22 protein-coding genes are annotated in these 24,273 nt (G+C 62.4%); 11 read left to right on the forward strand and 11 right to left on the reverse strand.

Annotated elements, in window-relative coordinates:
* Positions 1–138 precede the first annotated feature (138 nt).
* The 6 genes from ACX80E_RS00760 (at position 139) to ACX80E_RS00785 (ending at position 5,362) form a co-directional block, all read left to right on the forward strand.
* Complete coding sequence (locus ACX80E_RS00760) at positions 139–873, forward strand: sugar phosphate isomerase/epimerase family protein (protein WP_459299560.1); 735 nt, start codon at positions 139–141, stop codon at positions 871–873.
* 4 nt (positions 874–877) lie between these two features.
* Positions 878–1,984, forward strand: a complete 1,107-nt coding sequence (locus ACX80E_RS00765) for a Gfo/Idh/MocA family protein (protein WP_459299562.1) — start codon at positions 878–880, stop codon at positions 1,982–1,984.
* Between the two features lie 11 nt (positions 1,985–1,995).
* Complete coding sequence (locus ACX80E_RS00770) at positions 1,996–3,171, forward strand: Gfo/Idh/MocA family protein (protein WP_459299564.1); 1,176 nt, start codon at positions 1,996–1,998, stop codon at positions 3,169–3,171.
* 4 nt (positions 3,172–3,175) lie between these two features.
* Complete coding sequence (locus tag ACX80E_RS00775; RefSeq protein ID WP_459299566.1) at positions 3,176–4,177, forward strand: sugar phosphate isomerase/epimerase family protein; 1,002 nt, start codon at positions 3,176–3,178, stop codon at positions 4,175–4,177.
* 117 nt (positions 4,178–4,294) lie between these two features.
* Entirely contained in the window at positions 4,295–4,678 is a 384-nt protein-coding gene (locus tag ACX80E_RS00780) for an RNA-binding S4 domain-containing protein (protein WP_459299568.1), read from the forward strand.
* A 213-nt stretch (positions 4,679–4,891) separates the two neighbouring features.
* Complete coding sequence (locus ACX80E_RS00785; RefSeq protein WP_459299570.1) at positions 4,892–5,362, forward strand: UPF0158 family protein; 471 nt, start codon at positions 4,892–4,894, stop codon at positions 5,360–5,362.
* A 155-nt stretch (positions 5,363–5,517) separates the two neighbouring features.
* Here ACX80E_RS00785 and ACX80E_RS00790 read toward each other — a convergent pair whose 3' ends face one another.
* From ACX80E_RS00790 to ACX80E_RS00805, 4 genes are all read right to left on the reverse strand, one after another.
* Positions 5,518–6,564 carry an LLM class flavin-dependent oxidoreductase gene (locus ACX80E_RS00790; protein ID WP_459299572.1) on the reverse strand — a complete coding sequence of 349 codons (1,047 nt, stop codon included), beginning with the start codon at positions 6,562–6,564 and terminating at the stop codon, positions 5,518–5,520.
* A gap of 72 nt (positions 6,565–6,636) precedes the next feature.
* Positions 6,637–6,780: a hypothetical protein gene (locus ACX80E_RS00795; RefSeq protein ID WP_459299574.1), complete on the reverse strand. Its 144-nt coding sequence runs from the start codon at positions 6,778–6,780 to the stop codon at positions 6,637–6,639.
* Positions 6,781–6,892: 112 nt separating this feature from the next.
* Entirely contained in the window at positions 6,893–8,638 is a 1,746-nt protein-coding gene (locus ACX80E_RS00800; RefSeq protein ID WP_459299576.1) for an ABC transporter ATP-binding protein, read from the reverse strand.
* Complete coding sequence (locus ACX80E_RS00805) at positions 8,638–10,431, reverse strand: ABC transporter ATP-binding protein (protein WP_459299578.1); 1,794 nt, start codon at positions 10,429–10,431, stop codon at positions 8,638–8,640. Before ACX80E_RS00805 ends, ACX80E_RS00800 begins: the two co-directional genes overlap by 1 nt.
* Positions 10,432–11,230: 799 nt before the next feature.
* Between ACX80E_RS00805 and ACX80E_RS00810 the strand changes: the two genes are divergently transcribed.
* The 3 genes from ACX80E_RS00810 to ACX80E_RS00820 all read left to right on the forward strand — a co-directional run bounded on the left by ACX80E_RS00810 (position 11,231) and on the right by ACX80E_RS00820 (position 14,482).
* A complete protein-coding gene (locus tag ACX80E_RS00810) occupies positions 11,231–11,752 on the forward strand; it encodes a hypothetical protein (RefSeq protein WP_459299580.1) in 522 nt (173 codons plus the stop codon).
* A 493-nt stretch (positions 11,753–12,245) separates the two neighbouring features.
* Entirely contained in the window at positions 12,246–13,883 is a 1,638-nt protein-coding gene (locus tag ACX80E_RS00815) for an ABC-F family ATP-binding cassette domain-containing protein (protein ID WP_459299582.1), read from the forward strand.
* A 422-nt stretch (positions 13,884–14,305) separates the two neighbouring features.
* Positions 14,306–14,482, forward strand: coding sequence for a hypothetical protein (locus tag ACX80E_RS00820; protein ID WP_459299584.1), 177 nt, complete (start codon positions 14,306–14,308; stop codon positions 14,480–14,482).
* Positions 14,483–14,601: 119 nt separating this feature from the next.
* On the opposite strand, the gene ACX80E_RS00825 is transcribed toward ACX80E_RS00820, so the two are convergent.
* The 7 genes from ACX80E_RS00825 to ACX80E_RS00855 all read right to left on the reverse strand — a co-directional run bounded on the left by ACX80E_RS00825 (position 14,602) and on the right by ACX80E_RS00855 (position 22,725).
* Positions 14,602–16,275, reverse strand: a complete 1,674-nt coding sequence (locus tag ACX80E_RS00825; protein ID WP_459299586.1) for a ribonuclease J — start codon at positions 16,273–16,275, stop codon at positions 14,602–14,604.
* A 230-nt stretch (positions 16,276–16,505) separates the two neighbouring features.
* Positions 16,506–17,759 (reverse strand): alpha-L-fucosidase, encoded by a 1,254-nt coding sequence (locus ACX80E_RS00830; protein WP_459299588.1) that lies wholly within the window; start codon positions 17,757–17,759, stop codon positions 16,506–16,508.
* A gap of 29 nt (positions 17,760–17,788) precedes the next feature.
* Positions 17,789–18,874, reverse strand: coding sequence for a c-type cytochrome biogenesis protein CcsB (gene ccsB, locus ACX80E_RS00835; RefSeq protein ID WP_459299590.1), 1,086 nt, complete (start codon positions 18,872–18,874; stop codon positions 17,789–17,791).
* On the reverse strand, positions 18,874–20,580 hold the full coding sequence (resB, locus tag ACX80E_RS00840; RefSeq protein ID WP_459299592.1) for a cytochrome c biogenesis protein ResB: 1,707 nt from the start codon (positions 20,578–20,580) through the stop codon (positions 18,874–18,876). The genes ccsB and resB overlap by 1 nt, the downstream gene beginning before the upstream one ends.
* Positions 20,580–21,335 (reverse strand): cytochrome c biogenesis CcdA family protein, encoded by a 756-nt coding sequence (locus tag ACX80E_RS00845; protein WP_459299594.1) that lies wholly within the window; start codon positions 21,333–21,335, stop codon positions 20,580–20,582. Before ACX80E_RS00845 ends, resB begins: the two co-directional genes overlap by 1 nt.
* A 16-nt stretch (positions 21,336–21,351) precedes the next feature.
* Complete coding sequence (locus ACX80E_RS00850; protein ID WP_459299718.1) at positions 21,352–21,939, reverse strand: TlpA family protein disulfide reductase; 588 nt, start codon at positions 21,937–21,939, stop codon at positions 21,352–21,354.
* Between the two features lie 123 nt (positions 21,940–22,062).
* On the reverse strand, positions 22,063–22,725 hold the full coding sequence (locus tag ACX80E_RS00855; protein ID WP_459299596.1) for a histidine phosphatase family protein: 663 nt from the start codon (positions 22,723–22,725) through the stop codon (positions 22,063–22,065).
* A gap of 165 nt (positions 22,726–22,890) precedes the next feature.
* Between ACX80E_RS00855 and ACX80E_RS00860 the strand changes: the two genes are divergently transcribed.
* Both ACX80E_RS00860 and ACX80E_RS00865 read left to right on the forward strand, forming a co-directional pair.
* A complete protein-coding gene (locus tag ACX80E_RS00860) occupies positions 22,891–23,448 on the forward strand; it encodes a YceI family protein (RefSeq protein ID WP_459299598.1) in 558 nt (185 codons plus the stop codon).
* A gap of 351 nt (positions 23,449–23,799) precedes the next feature.
* Positions 23,800–24,270, forward strand: coding sequence for a hypothetical protein (locus ACX80E_RS00865; protein ID WP_459299600.1), 471 nt, complete (start codon positions 23,800–23,802; stop codon positions 24,268–24,270).
* The last annotated feature ends 3 nt before the right edge of the window (positions 24,271–24,273 follow it).

Raw genomic sequence — 24,273 nt, forward strand, 5'->3', positions numbered from 1 at the left:
TCTCAATAAATAACACACCGGCTTCTATCTGTCACAATCCGATAGTAGGGAGGCGTTTCGCAATCTTTTGCTTGACGCTCGGCAAAAGTTCCCCTAGCTTGGAGTGGAACACACATCCACGCATTCCAGGAGACCCCAGTGACGTATTCTCTGCAGCTGTACACCGTGCGCAAGCCACTTGAAGAGGACTTGGCCGGAACCATTGCCCGCGTGGCAGAACTTGGATTTACCAAGGTTGAACCCTACAACTTTGTGGCCACGGCCGATGCCCTCGCCGCAGCCTTCAAGGACCATGGCATCACAGCCCCTTCCGGCCATGCGCCGCTGCTGAGCACCGACCAGGACGAAATTTTTGCCGCAGCCAACAAGCTGGGCATCACCACAGTCATTGACCCCTACATAGCCGCCGAGCAGTGGCAGAATGCCGAGGACATCCAGAAGATTGCCGACGGACTCAACGCAGCGGCGAAGAAGGGTGCCGAGTACGGAGTCCGGGTGGGTTACCACAACCACGCCTGGGAGCTGGAGGCCAAGATCAATGGCACCACGGCGTTGGAGTACTTTGAGACGCTGCTTGATCCGGAACTGGTGCTGGAGGTGGATACGTACTGGGTTTCCGTGGGCGGAGAAAGCGCCGTGGACATCCTGAGCAGCCTGGGCGAACGCGTCAAGTACATCCACATCAAGGACGGCCCCCTGACCACTGACACCAAGGCCCAGCTGCCTGCCGGACAGGGCGAGGTGCCCATCTGGGACGTCATTGGCGCGGCCAAGTCCTTGGAAGTTGGTGTAGTGGAATTTGACGACTATGCCGGCGACATCTTCGACGGCATTGCCCAAAGCCTTGCCTTCCTGAACCGCGGAAGGGCCTAATCCCATGGCAAAAACAGGACCCGTCGGTGTAGCAGTTATTGGTGCCGGCAATATCAGCAAGCAGTACTTGGATAACCTCACCACGTTCCCGGACGTCAAAGTCTTGGTGGTCGCTGACCTTTTCGAAGACGCGGCCGCCGCACGTGCCGCCGAGTACGGTATTGACATCTCCGGCGGTGTTGACGTTGCCCTGACCCACCCCGATGTGGAGATCGTGGTGAACCTGACCATCCCGGCCGCCCACGTGGAGGTTGCCTCGGCGGCCGTGAAGGCCGGCAAGCATGTGTGGACGGAGAAGCCGTTCTCCTTGGACCGCGACAGCGGACTGGGCTTGTTGAAGGAGGCGCAGGCGGCCGGCATGCGGCTCGGTTGCGCCCCGGACACGTTCCTTGGCGCTGGCCTGCAGACGGCCCGGCGCCTCATTGACGCCGGCGCCATTGGCACGCCCTTGACGGCTTTGACCATGTTCCAGTCCCCCGGGCCGGAGTCCTGGCACCCGAACCCCGCCTTTTTGTTCCAAGAAGGTGCCGGCCCGTTGTTCGACATGGCCCCGTACTACCTAACGGCGCTGGTTCAGACGTTTGGTCCCATCGCCAAGGTCGCCGCCGTGGGCTCCACAGCTTTCCCCACCCGCACCATCGGTTCCGGGCCCAAGGAAGGGGAGGTGTTCGACGTCGAGGTTCCCACACATGTCAGCGCCATGGTGCAGTTTGCTTCCGGCGCCTCCTCGCACAGCGTGTTCAGCTTCGAATCCCCCAAGCCCCGTATGGGTTTTGTGGAAATCACCGGCACGGAGGGCACCATCTCCTTGCCCGATCCCAACAACTTCGACGGCGAGATTCAGCTGTGCAAGCGCGGCGAGGACGAGTGGACAACCATTCAGGCGGAAGGCCCCGCTCAGGGCCGCGGCATGGGCGTGCTGGACATGGCCCGCTCGCTGCGGGCGGGCGTGCCGCACCGGGTCCCGGGCGAACTGGCGTATCACGTCCTTGACGCCATGGTCTCGGTCGCCGAGTCCGTGGACAGCGGCGAGTTCGTCACCGTCCACAGCACCGCCCCAGTTGCCCCGGCGTTGCCCGTTGACTGGAACCCCACCGAAGCAACTCTCTAGGAATCGCTGACATGACCTCCCCCCAGACCTCCGGGTCGCGCCCCCTAGGCATTGCCGCCATTGGCTATGCGTTTATGGGCCAGGCACATTCCAACGCCTGGCGCACAGTGGCCAACCACTTTGACGTCCCCGACTTTGAACAGAAGGTCTTGGTGGGCCGTGATGCCGGCGCCGTGGCCGCGGCCGCGCACAAGTACGGCTGGAGCGAATTCGCCACCGACTGGCGGGAGGTCATTGCCCGCGACGACATAGACATTGTGGATATTTGTGCGCCAGGCTGGCTGCACGCTGAAATTGCGACGGCGGCGCTGGCAGCGGGCAAGCATGTTCTGGTGGAGAAGCCGCTGGCAAATTCCCTGGCCGAATCCGAGGCCATGGTGGCGGCGGCGCAGGCGGCACGCGCTCTCGGTGTGCGGTCGATGGTTGGCTTTAACTACCGCCGCGTGCCTGCCCTGGCGCTGGCACGCAAACTCATCGCAGCCGGTGAGCTGGGCACTGTCCGTCAGGTCCGCGCGTCGTACCTGCAGGACTGGTTGGCCAACGATGAAGCCCCCATGACGTGGCGGCTGCGCAAGGAAACCGCCGGGTCGGGCGCGTTGGGCGACATCGCCTCACACGCGGTGGATCAGGTCCAATACCTACTCGATGACACAGTAGCCGACGTCTCCGGCCGGCTGCATACGTTTATCACCGAACGGCCGGGCCCGGATGGTCCCGAGCAGGTAACTGTCGACGACGCCGCTTGGGCCACGCTGACCCTGTCCGGCGGCGCCGTGGCCAGCGTGGATGTGTCACGCGTGGCGCTGGGGCAAAAGAACGCGCTGCGCCTGGAAGTTTATGGCACGGCCGGGTCAATGACCTTCAACCTGGAAAACCCCAACGAACTGTTCTTCCTCAACGGCACCGAACCCGATGAGGTCCAGGGGTTCCGGCGAATCCTCGTCACCGAACCCGAACACCCCTATATGTCAGGCTGGTGGCCGCAGGGACATGTGATTGGCTGGGAGCACAGCTTCACGCACCAGATCCGTGACTTCCTGCTGGACATCGCCAACGGCTCTGACCCGTCGCCGTCGTTCGAGGAAGGCTTGGGCGTGCAGCGCGTCCTGGCCGCCATTGAAGCTTCCTCGGCTGCCGGTGGCGCCACAGTTCCCACCGCCGCACCCCACCTCGTCGCAAAGGACTAACACCATGCCCCGCCCGTACACCTTGTTCACCGGCCAGTGGGCCGATCTCCCCTTTGAAGATGTGGCACGTCTTGCCTCCGAATGGGGCTATGACGGCCTGGAAATCGCCTGCTCCGGGGATCATCTTGACCCGTGGCGCTGGGACGAGCCCGGCTACGTCTCCGGCAAGTTGGCCGTGCTGGAACGCTATGGCCTGCAAGTGTGGGCCATCTCCAACCACCTCAAGGGCCAGGCCGTGTGCGATGACCCCATCGACTTCCGTCACCAGGCGATTGTTGGCACCAAGGTGTGGGGCGACGGCGATCCCGAGGGCGTGCGCCAGCGCGCGGCCGAGGAAATGAAGCTCACGGCCCGCCTGGCGCAGGCGCTGGGCGTCAAAACAGTGGTGGGCTTCACGGGTTCCTCGATTTGGCAGTACGTGGCGATGTTCCCGCCCGTCCCGGAATCGGTGATCGAGGCCGGCTACCAGGACTTTGCCAACCGCTGGAATCCCATCCTCGACGTCTTTGACGAATGCGGCGTGCGTTTCGCCCACGAGGTGCACCCCTCCGAAATCGCCTACGACTACTGGACAACTGTGCGCACGCTGGAAGCCATTGGCCACCGGCCGGCGTTTGGGCTGAATTGGGACCCGTCGCACTTCATGTGGCAGGGCATTGACCCGGTCTCCTTCATCTGGGACTTCAAGGACCGGATCTACCATGTTGACTGCAAAGACACGAAGCTGCGCCCCACGGGCCGGAACACCGTCATGGGTTCCCACCTGCCCTGGGGAGACCCGCGCCGCGGCTGGGACTTTGTCTCCGCTGGACGCGGGGATGTGCCCTGGGAATCGTCCTTCCGCGCCCTGACAGCCATTGGCTACGACGGCCCCATCTCCATCGAGTGGGAAGACGCCGGGATGGACAGGCTCCAGGGCGCACCCGAGGCACTGGCCGCCCTGAAAAAGTACGACTTTGCACCGTCAGCGCTGGCCTTCGACGCGGCATTCAGCAACCAGGACTAGACCGCCGCACCTGCCATTCGCCGAGTCAGACGGCGCCTCGTCGAGTCAGACGCTGCGCTGCGCCCCACTCGCGGCGTTCCGTCTGACTCGGCGCCCGGCGCTAGAGTGGATTCCATCATGAGCATTCCAAAAACTCCACGGGCCTCCGTCCGCATTGACGCGTGGCTGTGGGCCATCCGGGCCTACAAGACGCGTTCGATGGCCACGGCCGCCTGCCGCGCGGGCCACGTGAAACTCAACGATGTCAACGCCAAGGCCTCACACACTGTGGTGCCCGGCGATACCGTCCGCGTCCGCCAGCCCGGCTATGACAGGATTTTAGAAGTCCGCCAGCTCATCAACAAACGAGTGGGCGCCGAGGCCGCCTCACACTGCTTCACCGACCACACTCCCCCGCGCCCCGTGCTCCCGGCACTCGGCCTGCCGCAGCGTGACCGAGGCGCCGGCCGGCCCACCAAGAAGGACCGCAGGGAGATGGACCGCCTGCGAGGGGACCCCTAAACCAGCCCGGTGATCGAGCCTGTCTAGACTCCGGCGAGGCACAGCCGATCATCGCTTCGGCGGCGCAAACCCGGGTGTGGCAGCCGGGCACCGCCTTCGTGGTGCCTTGCGTTCCAGATAGGAGCGCACCCCTTGCCCCGATCCTGCCCACGAGGAAAAATTGACGTTGGGGACGTTTCCTGTCTTCAAGCACCCGTCGCGGAGGTTTGTGCCATGTTTCATCTGGAGGATATTAATCTCGAAGATCTGGCTCAAGCGCTGGAATTCAACTTCATGGATTTGGAGACATTCTTCTGGCTGGATCCAACCACCGGAAAAATTGAACTCTGGGGTGAAGAAGCCGCAGACGAAGCGGAGGCGGAGGGATGGGACCTGGACGACAGGGGCGGCATCCGAATCGACCCGATTCAATCTTACGAAGGCTATTCAGACATGGAGAACTTCATTTCCACTGTCCAGGACCCCAAGTGCCAGGATCGCCTGAGTCGTGCCATTGAACGCAGCAAGCCCTTCCGCCACTTTCAGGATGTTCTCCACCAGTATCCCGAGTTGCCGTCGCAGTGGTACGCATTCCATGACGCCGCCATGAAGGTGCGGGCCATTGAATGGCTCCGGGACAACGAACAAGTGGAAGACGCCGAAACTGAGGGCGCGCTGGCACAACTGCGCGCGGAAGCACAGTAGCCGCAGCTTTACGGGACCGCTGCTTCGTTCGAGGAAACATCGGTGCGAACTGCCAGATTCGCGCGGGTGCAGCTAGCTCGGACGCACAGGCAATGCCACTGACCGAAGGAATCCCATGCCACAGACAACATTCCCGGTCCCCAGTGCTGGTCCGATCAGCGGTTGGGCGTCCAGCCAATGGCCGGGGCAATGTACTGGGCAATGTTCGCCAGCATTTTGGTGTTGTAGGCAACCCCGAGCTGGTTCGGCACCGTCAGCATCACGGTGTCTGCTGCCTGCACGGCCGCGTCTGCGGCTAGATCACGCGCAATATCGGCAGGGTCGCCAATGTAGCTCTTGCCAAAGCGCGAGACCAGGCCGTCAATGATGCCCACCTGGTCCTTGCTGTCAGCCTGCGCGCGGAGCCCAAAGTACATGTGGTCAACGTCGTCAACCACTGGAATGACGCTGCGGCTGACGGAAACACGCGGCGTGAAGTTGTGCCCCGCCGCAGCCCACTCATCCCGGAACAGCTGAATCTGCTCGGCCTGAAGCTGGTCAAAAGGCACGCCCGTATCTTCGGTCAGCAGCGTCGAACTCATCAGGTTCATACCCTGCTGGGCTGCCCATACTGCCGTTCCGCGGGATCCGGCACCCCACCAAATCCGCTGGGGTAGCCCCGGTGACTGCGGTTCAATGCGCAGGAGCCTTTCGCCACCCATGGAGGCGTGCTCGCCGGGCTCGGCCACACCGGCCCCGGAAATAGCATGCCTGAAAGCGGCAGTGTGGCGCCGGGCCATGTCGGCTCCGGTCTCGCCGTCGAGCGGGTAATACCCAAAGTCGGCCGCACCGTTAGCGGCAGGTTCGGGTGAACCACGGCTCACGCCGATCTGCAGCCGGGCGTCGCTGATCAAATCGGTGGCGGCCGCCTGCTCGGCCATGTAGAGCGAGTTCTCATAACGCATGTCGATGACGCCGGTGCCGATCTCAATCCGGCTGGTGCGCGCAGCAATGGCCGCCATCAACGGGAATGGAGCTGCCTGCTGGCGGGCAAAGTGGTGCACCCTAAAGAACGCCCCGTCGATGCCCAATTCCTCCGCGGCAACCGCCAAGTCGATGGCCTGGTGCAGGGAGTCGGCGGCTGTATTGGTTTGGGAGCCACGGCCTGCGCCGTAGTGACCGAAGGACAGGAAGCCAAGGCGTTTTTTGAAGTTTGTTTCCATACTCGGCTCAACGCAGGCCACCAGCCAGCTATTCCATGCAAACGCATATAGCTGGCTGGGGGTCTTGTGCGGCTACCGCTTCTTGACTACGTGGGCAACGGGATCGGCGGACTCATCCGCGGCACCGCGCGCCTTCTTCTGGGCCCGCTTGGCCTTGATGGCGTGGCCCTTGTCCATCTTTTTATGTTCGTGGTGGTGTGGCTGCTTGTCAGGCATCGTCGTCGAACGCTCCTCCAGTTGTGAAACCAGCGTCGGTTCGGGCCGTTTGGTCCAAATCGCCCCCTCTGCCCACGTTACGCCGATTTTGGACTGGGCAGTAGGGCCTGTTCTAGGCGTCTTGTCGCCAGGAATTCCACAACGCCGCGTACGCGCCACCCATGGCCAGCAACTCATCATGGGATCCGAGCTCCGAGATCCGCCCCTTCTCCACTACTGCCACCCGGTCGGCGTCGTGCGCGGTGTGCAACCTGTGCGCAATGGCCACCACCGTGCGTCCGCTGAGCACTGCGCCCAGCGAGAATTCCAGCTCGCGTGCCGCTGCCGGGTCGATCAGTGACGTCGCCTCATCCAGCACCAGCGTGTGGGGATCGGCCAGCACCAAGCGGGCGAGCGCCATCTCCTGGGCCTGCCCCGGCGTCAAGGTGTGGGCACCTGAGCCCACCTCCGTGGCCAGTCCCTGGGGCAAGGCGCGCACCCAAGCCAGGGATCCGACGTCGGACAGGGCCTTTTCAAGTTCGCCGTCACTAGCGCTGGCCTTGCCCAGGCGCAGGTTGTCCGCCAGGGTCCCGACAAAAATGTGGTGCTCCTGCGTCACCAGGGCCACCTCGCGGTGCAACTCATCCAGTGGCCTGTCCACCAGAGGAACCCCGCCCACCTTGACCGATCCTGCGGTGGGCGGGTGGATGCCGGCAATCAGCCGCCCCAGCGTGGACTTGCCGGCGCCGGACGGGCCAACCATGGCCAGCCGCTCCCCGGGGACCAGGGTCAGATCGATCCCGTGGAGCACGTCGCGGCCCTCACGGTAGGCGTAGCGAACCTCATCCACCACTAGGGACTCGTCCACCGGCTGGGCGTCGGTGGCCGTCCTGTCACCGGTCACATTGCGGATGCCCACAATGCGGGCCAGGGAGGACGCACCCACCTGGATCTCATCAATCCACATGATCAAGGTGTCCACCGGGTCAATGAGCTGCATGGCGTACAGTGCCACGGTGGCCACCATCCCGGCGCTCACTGTCCCGTTGGAGGCAAGCCAGCCACCCCACAGCAGGACAGCCGCCACGGGAAGCCAGAAGGAAAAATCGGCCACCGGGAACAGCACTGTGCGCAGGCCCAGGGTGTACTTTTCAACGTCGAAGCAACGGCGCAGCGCCGCGTCGATCCGACCGCGGCGGTGCGGTCCCAAGCTCAGCGCGTCAACAGTGCGGGCACCCTCGATGGTCTCGGTGATGGCACCGTTGAGGACGGCGTAGCTTTCACGTTCGCGCAGATAGCCGGGGGTGGCGCGTTTGAGGTACCACCGCGTCACGGGGATGAGCATGGGCGCACCCACCAACAAAGCCACGGCCAGCAACGGGCTGGTGAAGACCGCCGCGGCAACCGTCAACGCAATGGTGGCCACCGAAACCAGCACCTGCGGCACACCAAATCTGACTGTATGCGAGACGGCGTCGACGTCGTTGGTGGTGCGTGAGACCAGATCGCCGGTACCTGCCTTTTCCACAGTGGACAGCGGCAGAGAGGTCACCTGCTCCATGAATTCCTCACGCAGCTGGGCGAAGACTTTTTCGCCCAGGACCATGCCCCTGCGCCGGGCCCAGCGGGCCAGGAACGTTTGCACCACCACAAAGGCGGCCAACACCAGCGCCACGTTGGTGACGAATCCGGCGGTGGTGCCGTCGGTGATGGCGTCCACCAGCCGGCCAAGCAGGAACGGACCAGCCAAGCCAGCGATGGCGGCCAGGACGTAGAGTCCCACCACGATTGTCAGGGGCTTGCTGTGCTGGCGCATGAGACGGACGCCTTCGGCCTTGACCTGCGCCGCATCCGCTACTGGGAGCTTGTTGTTGGCCATCAGTTTTGCCCTTCCCTGCCCGAGGTGCCGTGATTGTTGTCTTTGTGCTTGTCATCGGCATGTCCGTCCATGCCGGCGCCGCGAATCACCACGTTGCGGTAGTCCGGCAGCGTCGCCAGGAGTTCGTGGTGCGTCCCCTGGGTGAGCCGCTCATCCCGGTCGAGGAAATAGACGGTGTCCATGGCACCGAGCATGAGCGGGCTGGCAGTGACCACCACTGTGGTGTTGGCCGCCGTGCGCCGCTCGGCCGTCAACGCGGCGGCAATCCGGGATTCCGTGTGCGCATCAACAGCACTTGTCGGTTCAATGAGCACCAGCACCTCCGCCCCGGTCAGGATGGCGCGGGCCAGGGCCAGGCGCTGGCGCTGGCCGCCGGAGAAGCCGCGGCCCTTCTCGGTGACTTCATCGTCGAGGCCGTACTCCAGCCCGTCAAAAACATCCGCGGCACTGGCCACGTCAATGGCCGCCATGATGCCAGTGTCACTGTGCCGCCCGGCCGGGTCCAGCTCTTCACGCAGGGTGCCGGTGAACAGTTGCGGCTCGGCGTCGGACACCACAATGCGTGAGCGCACCTGACCCAGCGGGACCAGGTGCAGGGCGGCCTCGCCCCACAGCACTTGAGCCTCGCGCAGCACCGCATCTTCAAAGCGGCCAAGGCGGCGGGCAAGTTGCGCCGACGCGGCAGGGTCCGCCGAGACGATGCCTGTGAGCAGGCCCGGCTGGATCAGCGCGCCGGAGCTGCTGTCAAGCAAGACGCTCGGTGCCGTTGGCGCACCAACTGTTGCGCCGCCGTCGTGCACGGCAGAGGGTGTGGCCAGGACATCGATGATGCGGCGGGCGCCAACGCTGGCGCGAATGAAGCGGGAGACGGCGTCTGAGGCGGTGCGGATGGGCGAGACCAGGAAGACGGCGTAACCGTACAGGGCCACCAGCTGGCCGGTTTCAATCTGGCCCGAAAGTGCCTGCATGGCGCCAATCCAGGTGAACGCGACGCTGAAAACGCCGACCACCAGAACCTGGGCGGCGTCAAGGTCGGCGAGCGAATAGGCCACCTTGTTGCCGGCCAGCTGTGTTTCCCGTGAACGCTCCCGGTACCGCTCCACGAAGATGTGCTCGCCGCCAATGCCGCGCAGCACACGCAAACCTGTCACGGTGTCGGCCCCCAGGGCTGTCATTTTTCCGGCGGCATCGCGTTGTTCCCGCTGGCGTTTTTGTAGGGGCCGGATCACGAACAACAGCATGGCCCCGCACAAGGGGACACCGAAGAGCACCACCAATCCCAACTGCCAGGAGGACTGAAACACCAAGAACGTCACCAGCAAGTAGCCGACCACCGAACCGGCCAGACGGGCGGAGACGTCAAAGATCTCGCCGATCCGCATCGCATCCGAGGCCGATGTGGAGACGACCTCGCCCGTGGAGAACTTTTGCGGCAGGGCGTCGCCGCTGCGGGTGACCTTGTAACCAATCAATTGCGAGCATCTGAAAGCGGCCTGCATCCAATTGCTCACAGCTGCCCTATGCCGCAACGTTGAGGTCGCCGCCTGGATGATGGTCAGGCCAAGGAGCAGGCCCACCCATCCTGTGAGCGCACCAAAGTTCCCTGCAACAATGCCCAGATCAACGGCCTGACCCAGGACATACGGGATCAACCCCTGGGAAATTGTCCAGAGGGAGCCGTAAGTGATGCCCAGAAGCAGCGTCGCCCGTTGGGCCTTGGCAAGCCACCACAGGAATCGTGACGGTGAACGGAGATCGGGACTGCTGGCATCGGGATAGGGAAATGAGCGCACAAGGCCTTCTGAAATTGGTGGATTGGCAGACTTGTCTAACGCGATCAAGCGGCGCTTCAAAGCGCGGCGATCAACGGACGGCGTGGGGCTGCTGTTGTCTAACTCACAATATGTAACTCTAACGCAAAAAACTTGTCTTTTGGAAGAGCCGCGCGGGCCCATCCAGATCGGCTGCGCGTGCCGGGAACGCTTTGTCCGAGTCGGCCCCGCGGGCAGCGCCGTGGGCGCCTGGGTCAAGGCGCACCGCGCTGCCTGCTTTTCGGCACCGAGACTGTCGGCATCGAGACTGCCGGCGGATCACGTATCGCCTTAGAAGTGCCGCCCGGACGGTGGCATGAATTCATCTCAGCGAGCTGGCATTCACCGCGAAACGCCAGAAGGGGCGCGTGTAGACGTTATGACCAACAAGACCATAAACAAATTCTTGATCGTTTTTACCCTCACATTCATTTCCATAATGGCGATCGGTCTAATGTGCCTGCTTCTGATTCCACAAACCAACTAGAAAAAAGGCCAACTGCCGCCGAGTCTGCGTCACCCGCGGCGGGCATGGATGACCTTCCAGTCAATGCTCAAAAAGGGACACCACTATCTCCCTGTTGGTAGCTTTCAGCTGCCCCGGTGCCGTGAACTCGCCGGCGAAGCAGCCCTCTGACCGATGAGTCTCCTTGTTCAAATTTTCTTCGTCACAGCATGACCACCCATGGATACAAGGGTAGTCATGGATAGGTGGGCAGCCACGGCATTCAGCAAAGCTTCCGCGCGGTAGCGGATCCACCGAATGTGAAAGAATCCATCAATGTTCGAAACTGTAGATCAAGCCGCCGCCGTTCGTGCGACGGCTTTCATCCGCCTCTCAAGGTGGCGGCACCGCCCGGAACGCCTGGTCCGCTACGACGCCTATTGGGCGAACGGCCGCGTGGAATTCGACGTGAGCCTTTCGAAGATGCTGTTTCGAGGATCCCCGGCGGACTTCGACCCCGTCGCCAAGAGCGTGCACGCCCACTGCCCGGAAGCAGGGACCGGCCGGTGGGTGAACGAATTCGGCTGCGTCGTTGAGGGACCCACCCAGACCGATCCGAACCCGCCAGGAAAAGGCCGAAGCAAGTGGCACAGGTATGGGGTTTCGAGATACGAATCGATCATGAGGGCGACGTATGCGTGGCGTCTCGGCGGTGGAATCGCCAGTCTCGGCCTTGGCATCCTTCTCCTCAACGCGCCGATAAGTGATGGGCCCGCCGGGCTGGTCGGAGCTGTATTCTCCCTCACCGGGGTGGCATCCCTCGCCTGTTTGATCCCCGGTAAAAACCGACCTTGGTAAGTCGCAAGTTCTAAAGTGATAGAGCGGCTTGACCCGGGTTTGATGGAGCCGGTTTGTTAGACCCGTTCCACCATTTTGATGGCAGTATATTCGAGATACCACGGCACGGCGTGTCGCTCTCGGCAACGTCCTACAACGCCCCAACAACCCACGTCGTCGTCTTGGCTGAACCTAGTCGACCGCGGATTCAGGGACCTCACAGAAAGAGCCCTGCGCCGCGGCACCCTCCAAGAAACCAACGTCGAAGACTGCTCTGCGGCCGGCCCGGCACCGTCTTCCGGCGATGACATTTTCTCTAAAAAAGCTTCATTAATTGATGAAGACTCCATCGGTATCGCAACTCCAAAAGGTATGGAGTGTTGCAACGATCCCTGTAACTCGCCCACCAAAACACGGGAATTCTTGATCCAACAGCTGCCACACAGATCCCGGCGGGGGGAGATGCTGGCCACCACCGTCAGGGCTGGCTCCGGAAGCAACTTAAGATTGAAGCATGAGCGCAACACTTGTGGTGAAGGACCTCTCCGGAGGCCATGCCCACCGCACCTTATTCAGCAATCTTTCCTTCACGGTGGCCCCGGGCGATGTCATTGGCGTGGTGGGTGCCAACGGCGCCGGGAAATCCACGCTTCTGCGCCTGCTCGCCGGCGCCGACGCACCCCAGGGCGGCACTGTCAGCACCGCGCCGCAGGACGCGTTTGTTGGCTGGTTGCCGCAGGAGCACGAACGCCTCGCGGGCGAAAGCATTGCCGCCTATATTGGCCGCCGCACGGGCTGCACCGACGCCACCGAAGCCATGGAGTCCTCGGCTGAGGCGCTGGGCTCGGGCAACTCCGAGGACGACGACAAGTACTCCAACGCCTTGGACCACTGGCTGGCGTGCGGGGCCGCCGATCTGGACGATCGCATCCCGGCCACCCTTGCCGAGCTTGGCCTGGACGTTGGCCCCGAGGCCCTGATGACGGGCCTTTCCGGCGGCCAGGCTGCCCGCGTTGCCCTTGCTGCATTGCTGCTGAGCCGCTTCGACATCGTATTGCTGGATGAGCCCACCAACGATCTGGATCTGGCCGGGCTTGCCCGGCTCGAGGAGTTCGTCACCGGTTTGCGCGGTGGCGTTGTCTTGGTCTCCCATGACAGGGAATTCCTGGCCCGCTGCATCACCTCCGTGGTTGAACTTGATCAGGCCCAGAACAAAGTTGCCGTGTACGACGGCGGTTACGACTCCTTCCTGGAGGAGCGCGCCGTCGCCAAGCGGCACGCCCGTGAGGCGTACGACGAGTTTGCCGACAAGAAGGCTGACCTGGTGGGTCGCGCCCGCACCCAGCGCGAATGGAGTTCGCAGGGCGTGCGCAACGCCATGAAGAAAAACCCCGACAATGACAAGATTCGCCGGCGGGCAAGTGCCGAATCTTCTGAAAAGCAGGCTCAGAAGGTCCGCCAGATGGAGTCCCGGATCGCCCGGCTCGATGAGGTGGAGGAGCCTCGCAAGGAGTGGGCGCTGCAGTTCAGCATCGGCGCCGCAAGCCGTTCCAGCACAGTTGTTTCAACCCTGAATGAGGCCGTGGTGCAGCAGGGAGACTTCACCCTGGGGCCCGTCTCGGCACAGGTCAACGCGGGCGAAAGGATTGGCATCACGGGCCCCAACGGTGCCGGCAAGTCCACCCTGCTCAGGCTCTTGCTGGGCCACACAACGCCGGACAGCGGCACGGCTTCCCTGGGCGCCAATGTGGCGCTGGGCGAGATTGACCAGGCCCGGAGCCAGTTCCCCGAAGACACTCCCCTGGGCGCAGCCTTTGAGTTGCTTGTTCCGGTCCTGAACCAGGCCGAGGTCCGCACATTGCTGGCCAAGTTCGGACTCAAGGCCGATCAGGTGACAAGCACAGTGGCAGCTCTCTCCCCCGGCGAACGCACCCGCGCCTCCTTGGCACTTTTGCAGGCACGCGGCATCAATGTGCTGGTCCTGGATGAACCCACCAACCATCTTGACCTGCCGGCCATTGAACAATTAGAGGAGGCGCTGGAGAGTTACGAGGGCACCTTGCTGCTCGTGACCCACGACCGCAGGCTCCTGGACAACGTCCGATTGGACACCCGCTGGGACGTCAGCGCCGGAAAAGTCACCGAACAGTAACCACTGCCCTGGCGCCCCAACGTCATTCGGCGGCCCCCGCGTCATTTTCCGCACCCTAAATGGGTTAGGTTTCCTTATCTGTTATGTGATTTTGGCTTACCATCACTAAAATGTTGGAATAGGCAACAGGTTGTTGTTTTCTGGATTTGCAACAACTACATAACGAATCTTGGTGCCTCTGCGCACCACTTCCCGGTTCCGGGCTACCCCTCGATACCCTTGTTGGCGTTGATGCGTATGAGCTCCTGAGGAACCGCTGGTGGCCATCCGCCAGAATACTGCCGCAGTCACATCTGCCGCCGCGCACCCTGCGCCATGATGTTCCGCCACAGAAACGCCCGTTTGGCCCCATCTGGCGGGCACGGATTCAAAGCATCGTTTTTACTATCGACACGAAGAATCCAAGGGATCAGGAGAGCAACATGACATTGCGAGTCGGAATTATTGGTGCAGGACCCAGCGGCATGGCACAGCTGCGAGCATTCGAATCAGCGCGCCTGAACGGCGCTGAGATCCCCGACATCATGTACGTTGAAAAACAGGACGATTGGGGTGGCCAGTGGAACACCAGCTGGATCGACGCCATGGCCGGCAAGTAGCATTCCTGCCCGCAGCGGCGTGGCACCCCGTCACCGAGATGTGGGAAAGCAAAAGGCCCGGAGGCCGCCCCAATCCTTGACGGGATTGGGGCGGCCTCCGGGCCTCGTTCAGACGTGTTTTATGCTTCGACGATGATGACCGTGTATACCGGCTTGCGGCGCAGGGCCCGGTCGGACCAGCGCAGCAGGGCCTCGGCGATGGCCTTTTCAGCGCCGTGGCCGGTCTTCTCGCCCCGGAGCCCGGAGATGGTCTTCTCCACGATTCCGGTGGCCTTCTCCAGGTCCTTCTCCGTGAGGTTGAAGCCCACAGGGAAGTATTCCGGATCCTCTTCAATGTTGCCGGTGTCCGGGTTGACAATCAGCAGGACGGTGACGGCGCCGTCCTCTGCCAACCGGAGCCGGTCCTGCAAGGACTCTTCCGTAGCCGCGCCGGGAACCATGTTCTCGACATACACGTAGGCTGCGGGCACACTGCCGGTAACGCGGGCCACGCCGTCCTTGAGGTCGATAGTGGTTCCGTCCTCAACGATCAGTGCACGCTTGGGGTCCACGCCGGTGCGGACAGCAAGTTCGGCGTTCGCCTTCAGGTGGCGGTATTCACCATGCACGGGCATCACGTTGCGCGGGCGGACCAGGTTGTAGCAGTAGACAAGTTCACCGGCACTGGCGTGACCGGAGACGTGCACCTTTGCGTTGCCCTTGTGGACAACGTTGGCGCCCTGCTTGGTGAGGTCGTTGATGAGGCGGTAGATCGAGGACTCGTTGCCGGGCACCAGCGAGCTGGCCAGCAGAACAGTGTCACCCTCGGTCAGGTTGATCTGGTGGTCACCGCTGGCCATCCGTGCCAGAGCGGCCATGGGCTCCCCCTGCGAGCCGGTGCAAATGAGCACGGCCTTGTTGGGGGCCATCCGCTCAAGTTCCTTGGCATCGACGAGCATACCGCGCGGGATCTTCAAGTAGCCGAGCTCGCGCGCCGTGCCCATGTTGCGGACCATGGAGCGGCCAACGAACGCGATCTTGCGGTTGTATTTGTGCGCAGAGTCGATGATCTGCTGGATGCGGTGCACGTGGCTGGCGAAGCTGGAAACCACGACGCGGCGCGGTGCCGTGCGCATGACCTGGTCGATGGCCGGAATCAGATCGGCCTCGGCGGCCAGGAAGCCGGGAACTTCGGCGTTGGTGGAGTCGGGCATGAACAAGTCAACGCCTTCCTCACCAAGCCTCGCGAAGCCGGCAAGGTCGGTGATGCGCTTGTCCAGCGGGAACTGGTCCATCTTGAAGTCACCGGTTTCCAGCACCAGGCCGGCAGGTGTGCGAATGGCAACAGCCAAACCGTCCGGGATGGAGTGGTTCACTGCCAGGAATTCGACGTCGAACGGGCCGAACTTGCGGCGGTCGCCTTCCTTGACCTGGATCATCTTGCCCTTGATCCGGTGCTCGTCAAGCTTGGTCTTCAGGAAGGCCAGGGTCAGCTTGGCGGAAATGACGGGGATGTCGAGGCGGTGCTTGAGCAGGTACGGCACACCGCCAATGTGATCCTCGTGGCCGTGGGTCAGCACCAGACCAACAACGTCCGCCCACCTGTCCTTCAAGTAGGAGAAGTCAGGGATGATGACGTCGACGCCGGGGTGGTGCTCCTCGGGGAAAAGCACACCGCAGTCAACGATCAGCAGCTTTCCTGCAAATTCGAAGACTGTCATGTTGCGGCCAATCTCGCCCAATCCGCCGAGGGCGACGATGCGCATGGCACCGTCGGCGAGGGCGGGAGGGAGCTGGCGAACTGTTCTTCTCATGGGTTCCAAACTTTATTCTGTAGTAGGTGGCTGGCGGCGATGGTGCGCTGCCTTCTCGTGCGACGCATTCGGCCAAAAAGCTGCTCCGGTGTCGCTAAAAGTTAGGGGGATTGCTCCAAGCATGATTTTACCACCGCACCCGCACAACCATTCGCTGCCGCGTCAAGCTACATGTGTGCCGGTGGCGTGGCGGTGCTGGCGGCTGCCGGGCCCGCGTCGTTGCGGGCCGCTCAGTCCGGGGATTCGGTGGTGGCCAGGTAGTCGATCTCTGGAACATTGCTCACACCCGTACTGAAGGCGGTGACGGCCTTCAACACCGGTTCCGCACCGTCGAGGCGAATGATCAGCTTCGCTGTCTTCACCGGCTCGACGACGTGGATCCGCCGGGCGCCGATGGTGCCAGCGTCCACCAGCAGTTGGCCGTCGGCGGCATAGACAGTGTGAGCCGCCACACGCTGGCCAGCTGACAGTTCTTCGCTCAGGCGTACATGGTCAAAAACTATCTCCGTGCCGAAGTCGGCGAGCCAGCTACCGTCACCGACAGCGCTCAGCGAGGCCGCAAGAGGTGTCTGGAACCGGCGTCGAACTTCACGGGAAAACTCGCCAAGCCGGGCAACGTCCTCCGGCGGAATCAAGCCGCGCGTGTCCGGGGGCAGGTTCAGGAGCAGGTTGGCGCCGAGCCCCACTGAACGGTAGTAGATGGCCAGCAGGTGATCCACTTCCTTGGGCTGATCTTCCGGGTGCCAGAACCAGCCCCGGCGCAGCGAAACATCACATTCCGGCGGCAGGTAGAGGGCTTCGGTGAGAGCGGCCGAATGGACCGTGTAGTTGGAGAAGTTCGTTTCAGCCACCACGTAGTGCACGGGATCGGCGGCCAGACCGTCCTCATTGCCCACCCAACGAATGGTGGGGGCTCCCATGTTAAAGACCATGGCCGCAGGCTGCAGCTCGGCGATCAGGGCGCTGATGCGGTCCCAATCATAGTCGCGGCCCTGCGAGCCGGCGCCGTCAAACCACAGCTCACACAACTCACCATAGTTGGTGCACAGCTCCCGCAGTTGGGCCAGATAGAAGTCGTCGTAGGCCTCCCGGTCCGGGTAGCAGGCGGCATTCCTGTCCCACGGGGAAAGGTAGATGCCCAGCTTCATGCCGGACTTCCTGCACGCGGCAGCCACCTCGGCAACAACGTCCCCGGTGCCACCGCGCCACGGCGAGGCCGCCACGGAGTAGTCAGTGGTGGCTGTGGGCCAGAGACAGAAACCGTCGTGGTGCTTGGCGGTCAGAACAACGTACTTGGCACCCAGGGAGGCGGCGGTGTGGACCCACTGTTCGGCGTCCAGCGCGGTGGGGTTGAAGGACGCCGCGGGCAGCGTCCCGTCGCTCCACTCCTTGCCGTGAAAAGTGTTCACACCGTAGTGGAAGAACACACCCATGGCGTCGTGCTGCCAGGCGAGTTGGGCAGGAGTGGGGATCACCGAATGCATGAGCCAAGCCTTTCACAACAACGCACTGATTAGCTGCCCACACCTGCGTAGGAGTGCAGGCCGGAGAAGTACATGTTCACGATGGTGAAGTTGAAGACAACGCAAAGGTAGCCAACAATGGACAGCCAGGCCGCGCGTGTACCGGTCCAGCCCTTCGTGGCACGGGCGTGCAGGTAGCCGGCGTAAACCACCCAAATAACGAACGTCCACACTTCCTTGGTGTCCCAACCCCAGAAGCGGCCCCAGGCTTTCTCAGCCCAAATGGCGCCGAACATCAGCGTCAACGTCCAGCCCACAAACGCAATGCCGTTGATCCGGTACGAGAGGTTTTCAAGGCTCAACGCGTTGGGTACAAGACGCATCACGTGTGCCTTGTCCCTTTTACCGGCAGCAATGGAAGCCTCACGGCGGGCTTGGACGAGTTGCAGCACGGACATGGCAAAGGTGATGGTGAAGAATGCCGAGGACAGCACGGCAATGGAAACGTGAATGATCAGCCAGTAGCTCTGCAGCGCAGGCACCAGGTGTCCCACGGGAGTCCAGAAGGCGACTGATGCGGCAACCACCATGACCAGCACCAGGCCAATGACGAACGTGCCAAGGAAGCGCAGGTCGCGGCGGGTCAGCACCAGCAAGAACACCACAGCCACGGCAAAGCTGCCGGTGGTGCAGAACTCGTACATATTGCCCCACGGAACACGGCCCGCAGCCAACCCGCGAAACACCACGGCAAAGCCCTGTACGACGACGGCCACAACAGTCAGTGCCACGGCTACGCGGGCAACAACGCGGCGCTCCTGGCCATAAAGCATAGAATCGCCGGCCGTGATGCCGTCTGAGCCGGCATGGGTTTTGCTGCTGGGACGAACCGCCCGATCTTGCGGGCCGGAGCCCAGACCTTGTTCTGCGGCGCCGCGGGCGCCAACCAGGGCGGATTCCTTGCTGTTCAGCGTTTGACTCTGGACGGCATTCTCACCGGCCAAACCTTTCTTGACTGCCTGGCTAAAGGTCACCAAATCCCAGGCGTAGGCGCAAAAAGCCACGGCGTAGGCCAACCCCGCAACCAGCATGAGCTGCTCACTGAGTTGGGCGAAGCTTTCATTGATCTCTGGCATTACTGATCCTTACCTGCCGCGGGGACGTCCTGCGCGGAGTCGATTGTTGTTTGTGCCTGCTCACCATTTTGCCCCGCAGCTTCCATGGGCACCAGCCATTTGGCGTGCAAGGCCTTGTTGATGGCCGCGTATTCGCCAGCCAGGCGATGGTCCTCGCCGCGGGCCAGTAGGCCAAACTCCACCATGGTGCGTCCGTCAGGATGGTTGCCCGTGCGGACCCACACACGGCGGCGGTTGAGGAACAAGGAGCCCATGAGCCCGGCCAATGCCAAGACTGAGAACACCAAAACGTAGCCCTGGCCTGGATCGTGCCTGATGTCCAGGGCTGCGAATCGCTTGATGCCGTCAAAACTGATGGTTCCGTTGCCCTCCGGCAAGGTGTAAGACTGCCCCGGCACCAGCACAATTCCGCCCGAGTGCGTGTTGCGTGAGTTGATCTCGGCCAGCTTGGAGGTGTCGAGCGTGTAGACATTGCGCGGCGTCCCGCTGTCCAAACCTAGATCGCCTGTGTAGGCGTTGAGATTCAGCTGGGGGTTGAAGGGATCCGGGTCCGATCCGTAGGCCACACCCTTGTCATCGATGAGGGCCGTGGGCAGGAAGAAGCCCACAAATCCTAGCTGCTTGGGTTTGGCATCGGGGGCCTTGATCACCATCAAGGAGGTGTAGGCGCCGTCGGTGGGGATGGTGATGACGGGGCCCTGGAAGGCCACATTTCCCTTGCCGTCCTTGACGGTGACAATTGGGGCGTAGCCGTTGCCCACCAGATAGAGGTTTGTTCCGCCAACAGCAACCGGATCGTTAACTTTAAGAGTCTTCTTTTCGGACTCCGCGCCGGGTCCGTCCTTGACGTTCAGCGTGGCCGTGAAGTCCAGCGGCTGGCCATAGTGGGCCTCCGTTGACCTGTCATATTTAACCACCAGGCGGTCCAACTCGGCGGAGTAGGGGCTCAGCCTGTCCTCGGCAAAATTGGCTCCGGGGGTGAACGTGTCATACGCGGCCAGCGTGTTGACGAATGTTTCACCCTCCACCAAGACACGCTGCCCGCTGTAACCGAAGAATCCGCTGAAGCCGATGGCGGCCAGCACGCCAATCATGGCCGTGTGGAAGATCAGGTTCCCCACTTCCTTGAGGAAACCAATCTCGGCACCCACCGAGGGCCTGTCGGTATCCAGGTCGCGCACATCCACCCGGTAGCCACGGGACTTCAACACCGCTGCCGCGTCCTTGACGGACGCCTGAGCGTCAATGCCGCTGCCGGCCGGAAGTTCCACTGTGCCGTATTCGGCCAGTCGCGAGAGCCTCTTGGGGGTCCGCGGGGGCGCCGAGCGCATGGCCTTGTAGTGAATCTTGGCGCGCGGCAGAACACAGCCAATTAAGGAGGTGAACAGCAACAAGTAAATGGCCGCAAACCACGGCGAGGAGTACACGTCGAAGAGTTTGAACCAGTCCATGACGGGTCCCGAGGTGGGGTTGTCCTTGAGATACTGGGTCACTTCGGCGGCGTTTGTTGCACGCTGCGGGAACAATGAACCCGGCACAGCCGCCACGGCCAGCATCAACAGCAGGAACAAGGCCGTGCGCATGCTGGTCAGCTGCCGCCAGGCCCAGCGCATCATGCCGATGAACCCGAGTTGCGGCAGGACTACGTCGCCGCCGGCCGGATGCGGCTCCTTGCGCTTGGGCTCTTTCAACACTGTCTCTTTCATTAGATTGGCAATCTCACATCATTGGCGAGCCAGAACTGCAGTTGATTGATCCACGTTCCCCACAACCCGGTGACCATCAACAAGCCAAGCACGATCAGCATGCCGCCGCCAAAGTATTGCAGTCCGCGGCGGTGCTTGCGGAAGAACGCCAGCGCTCCCAGCCCCTTGCGCGCCCCGAGGGCTATCAGCAGGAACGGCAGCCCCAGTCCCAGACAGTACAGGAACGTCAGGAATGCGCCCTTGGCCGCGTTGGGCCCGTCCGAGAACGCCAGCACCTGCACGGCGCTGAAGGTTGGGCCAATGCAGGGCGCCCAGCCCAATCCAAACGTTAGCCCCAAAATCGGGGCACCCCACAGTCCGGCTGGAGGTTTCGCATGAATCTTCGATTCGCTCTGGAACCAGCTCATGCCACCGAGGAACACCACACCCATGAAAATCACCACTAGGCCCAGCACCTGGGTGACCCAGGCGGCGTCGGGCCCCATCAGCCAGGCACCCAGCTGGCCAAAGACGGCACCGATGAGCATGAACACGACCGAGAAGCCGAGCACAAATAGCCCGATCCCAGCGAACATCCGCCCGCGGCGCTGGTCCTGCAGGTCGGCGCCGCTGAGCCCGCTCACATAGCCCAGATACCCCGGTACCAGCGGCAGCACGCATGGTGAAAGGAAGGAGACTAGCCCGGCCAACAGCGCAACAGGTATGGCCAGCAGCAGGGAGCCGCTGAGAATTGTCTCGGCAAATGGATTGTTCATGGAGTGTTGACGGCCGCTATTTTTCGGTCACGGCTGTGGTGATCAGGGCCTTCAAAGTGCCCTTTTCGGCAACGCCAAGGATGCGCGCGGAGATGCGGCCTTTTTTGTCCAGCACCAGTGTCGTGGGGACGGCAGCCGGCGGCACAAACTTCGTCAGTGCCAGCAATACACCGCCGTCCTTGTCCACAATGCTGGGGTAGGTCAGGCCAAAATTGCGTTCGAAGGCTTCGGCCGTGGCCTTTTCATCGCGCACATTGACGCCCAGGAACGCCACGCCCTTGGCTTCGAATTCGGTGTTGAGCGCCTGCAGGTCCGGGGCTTCCAGACGGCACGGGGCGCAGGCTGCGTACCAGAAATTCAGGACCGTGACTTGGCCAACAAAATCGGCGGCGTCGACCTTCCCGCCGTCGAACAAGGTTGCGGTGAACTCCACGGGGTCCTTGCGCTCTGCGGCACCGTATTCAGTCACCGAGCCGTCGCCGGCAATGTAATTCTTGTTGTCGCCGGCGTTGGCCTGCTTGGCGAGGGGGTCCTCACCGGCGCAGGCGGCAAGGGCAAACGCAAGTGCCGCGCCGCCGGTGGTCAGCAATGCTCGCCGGCTCATCGAAGAAGTCACGATGGTGCCTTTCGTGTAATGGGAAGCCATCGCGCATCCGCAGAACTGGCATGATGTTCTACGCTACGTCGAAAAGCTGATTGTCAGCTGTGTGCCGTGACCCTGTTCGGGCTAGGCACCGGGGGTGGTTGCGGCGCCGGGCAACAGGACCGCCGCCGGCTCGCTGTAGACAACATCGACCACGTCGTCGCCGTCGAACGTCAACGAGGTCAGGGAGGCCAGCGTGCACTCGCGGTGGCGCGGGTCATGCCATAGCGGTTTGCCTTCTGCGCTGCGCCGGGTGGCCCAGATGGGCAGCTGGTGGCTGACCATGATGGCCTGCGCGCCGTCGCCGCCCAATTCGAAGGCACGACGGCGGGCGTCCCGGGCTGCTTCGAGCATGCGTTCGGCTTGGGCCGCGTACGCTTCCCCCCAGGAGGGTCTCAACGGGTTCACCAGATAGGGCCAATGCTTGGGCTTGCGCAACTCGGCGCGGCTCATGACGAGGCCCTCAAAGTGATTCTCAGCCTCGATGATGCGTGGATCGGTGACAATCTCCAGCCCCAGTGCAGCAGCCGTGGGCTGCGCTGTTTCCTGCGCCCGGGTCAGCGGCGAGGCCACCAGATAGACGGGGGCTGCGCCGCGGGTCGCCTGAGCCGCGAAATGCTCTGCAACCATGCCAGCCATGGCCTGGCCACGCTCGGAAAGGTGGAACTCGGGGAGCCGGCCGTAGAGCACACCATCGGGATTAAATACCTCACCGTGGCGCAAAAGATGAACTGTTACTCGGGACATGTTTTCAAGTTTCTCAAAGTTAGCGAACAAGGGGTTAATCCGCTGGGCGAAAAGTTTTTCCCCGCCTCGGGAATATTAGATACAAACGCATGCTTATACCTGGGGAAGGGCAACCACAATGGCTGCCCTAATCACGGATTTGCTCATACTTCCAAGGAGACTCCCATGTCAGTAACCACCATTGAATCAACAGGCCTCGCACAGGGCACCTGGAACCTCGACGCCTCGCACAGCACAGTGGGCTTCACAGTCCGCCATGCAGGCATCTCCAAGGTGCGCGGCCAGTTCACCGAGATTGAGGGCGCCTTGACCCTCGGCGAGACCCTCGCCGATTCCGCCGTAACGGCCACCATCGTGGCCGCCAGCTTCAACTCAGGAGACGCCAACCGCGACGGACATGTCAAGGGCGCCGACTTCTTCGACGTCGAAACCTTCCCCACCTTGACCTTCGCCTCCTCCGCAGTCTCCGGCGACGGGGAAGACTTTGAGTTGACCGGCGAGCTGACCATCCGCGGCATCTCCAAGCCCGTCACCTTCAAGGGCGAGTTCAATGGCGTAGCCGTTGACCCGTTCGGCTCCACCCGCGCAGGCTTTGAAGCCAAGACTGTCATCAGCCGCAAGGAATTCGGGTTGACCTGGAACGCAGCCCTGGAAGCCGGCGGCGTGCTGGTTTCGGACAAGGTCACCATCACCCTCGACGTGGCCTTCGTCAGAGCTGCATAGTCTTCACCCTGCACTGCCCGAATGCCGGTCCGCCACGATGGCGGGCCGGCATTCGTGCATGTGCTAGTACATCTATACAAGTGCCCGGGCCAGGACTAGGGTACTGCTATGAGTACACCGAATGAGTTTGAAGGTCCCGAGCAATCAGGCTCGCAACCGTCTTCTGCCGGTTCCCAGCCTGATCCCACCACGCCTCCTCCGGGGTACCAAACACCGGGTCCGCAGGCGCCTCCTCCGGCTGGGTCGATGCCGCCGCCGGGCTATCAGCAATCTCCTCCCGGGTATCAGCAGGCCGGACCGGCACCCGCCGGTGATTTTAAGTTTGAGATGCCCAAGGATAGGCCTCGTTCAATGAATGAGGTCATGCCGGTAGGCGGCTTTGGCGGGATGTTCAAGATGGACGGGTTGCCGCAGCTGCTGAAGATTTCCTACATCATCTGGCTGGTATCAGCCGCCTTATGGCTCTTGGCAACGTTCCTTTTGCTGATCGGTTCGGTCATCGCTTTGGGCGCCAGGGACAATTCCATCCTCGGCATCACCATCCCGGGCAGCGGCGCGGAACTTCGCGCGCAGGGCGTCAAGGGGATCATTGTTGCCATCATTTCACTGGCGTTGATCCTTGCCATAGTTGTCTGTGCCATGAAGCTCAAGGAGGGCATGCAATGGGCGCGGATGGCATTGTCGGCCATCGCCGTCCTCAGCATCGTCCTGCTGTTCTTCGGCGCAGGCGGTGGCCTGCTCGGCATTGTGGCCACGGTCTTGATGTGGCTGCCCGAATCAACGGCCTGGCTTAACTCCCAGGCCAGGGGAGTCACGCAGTAGCGG

The sequence above is a fragment of the Arthrobacter sp. TMN-49 genome (assembly GCF_054511095.1).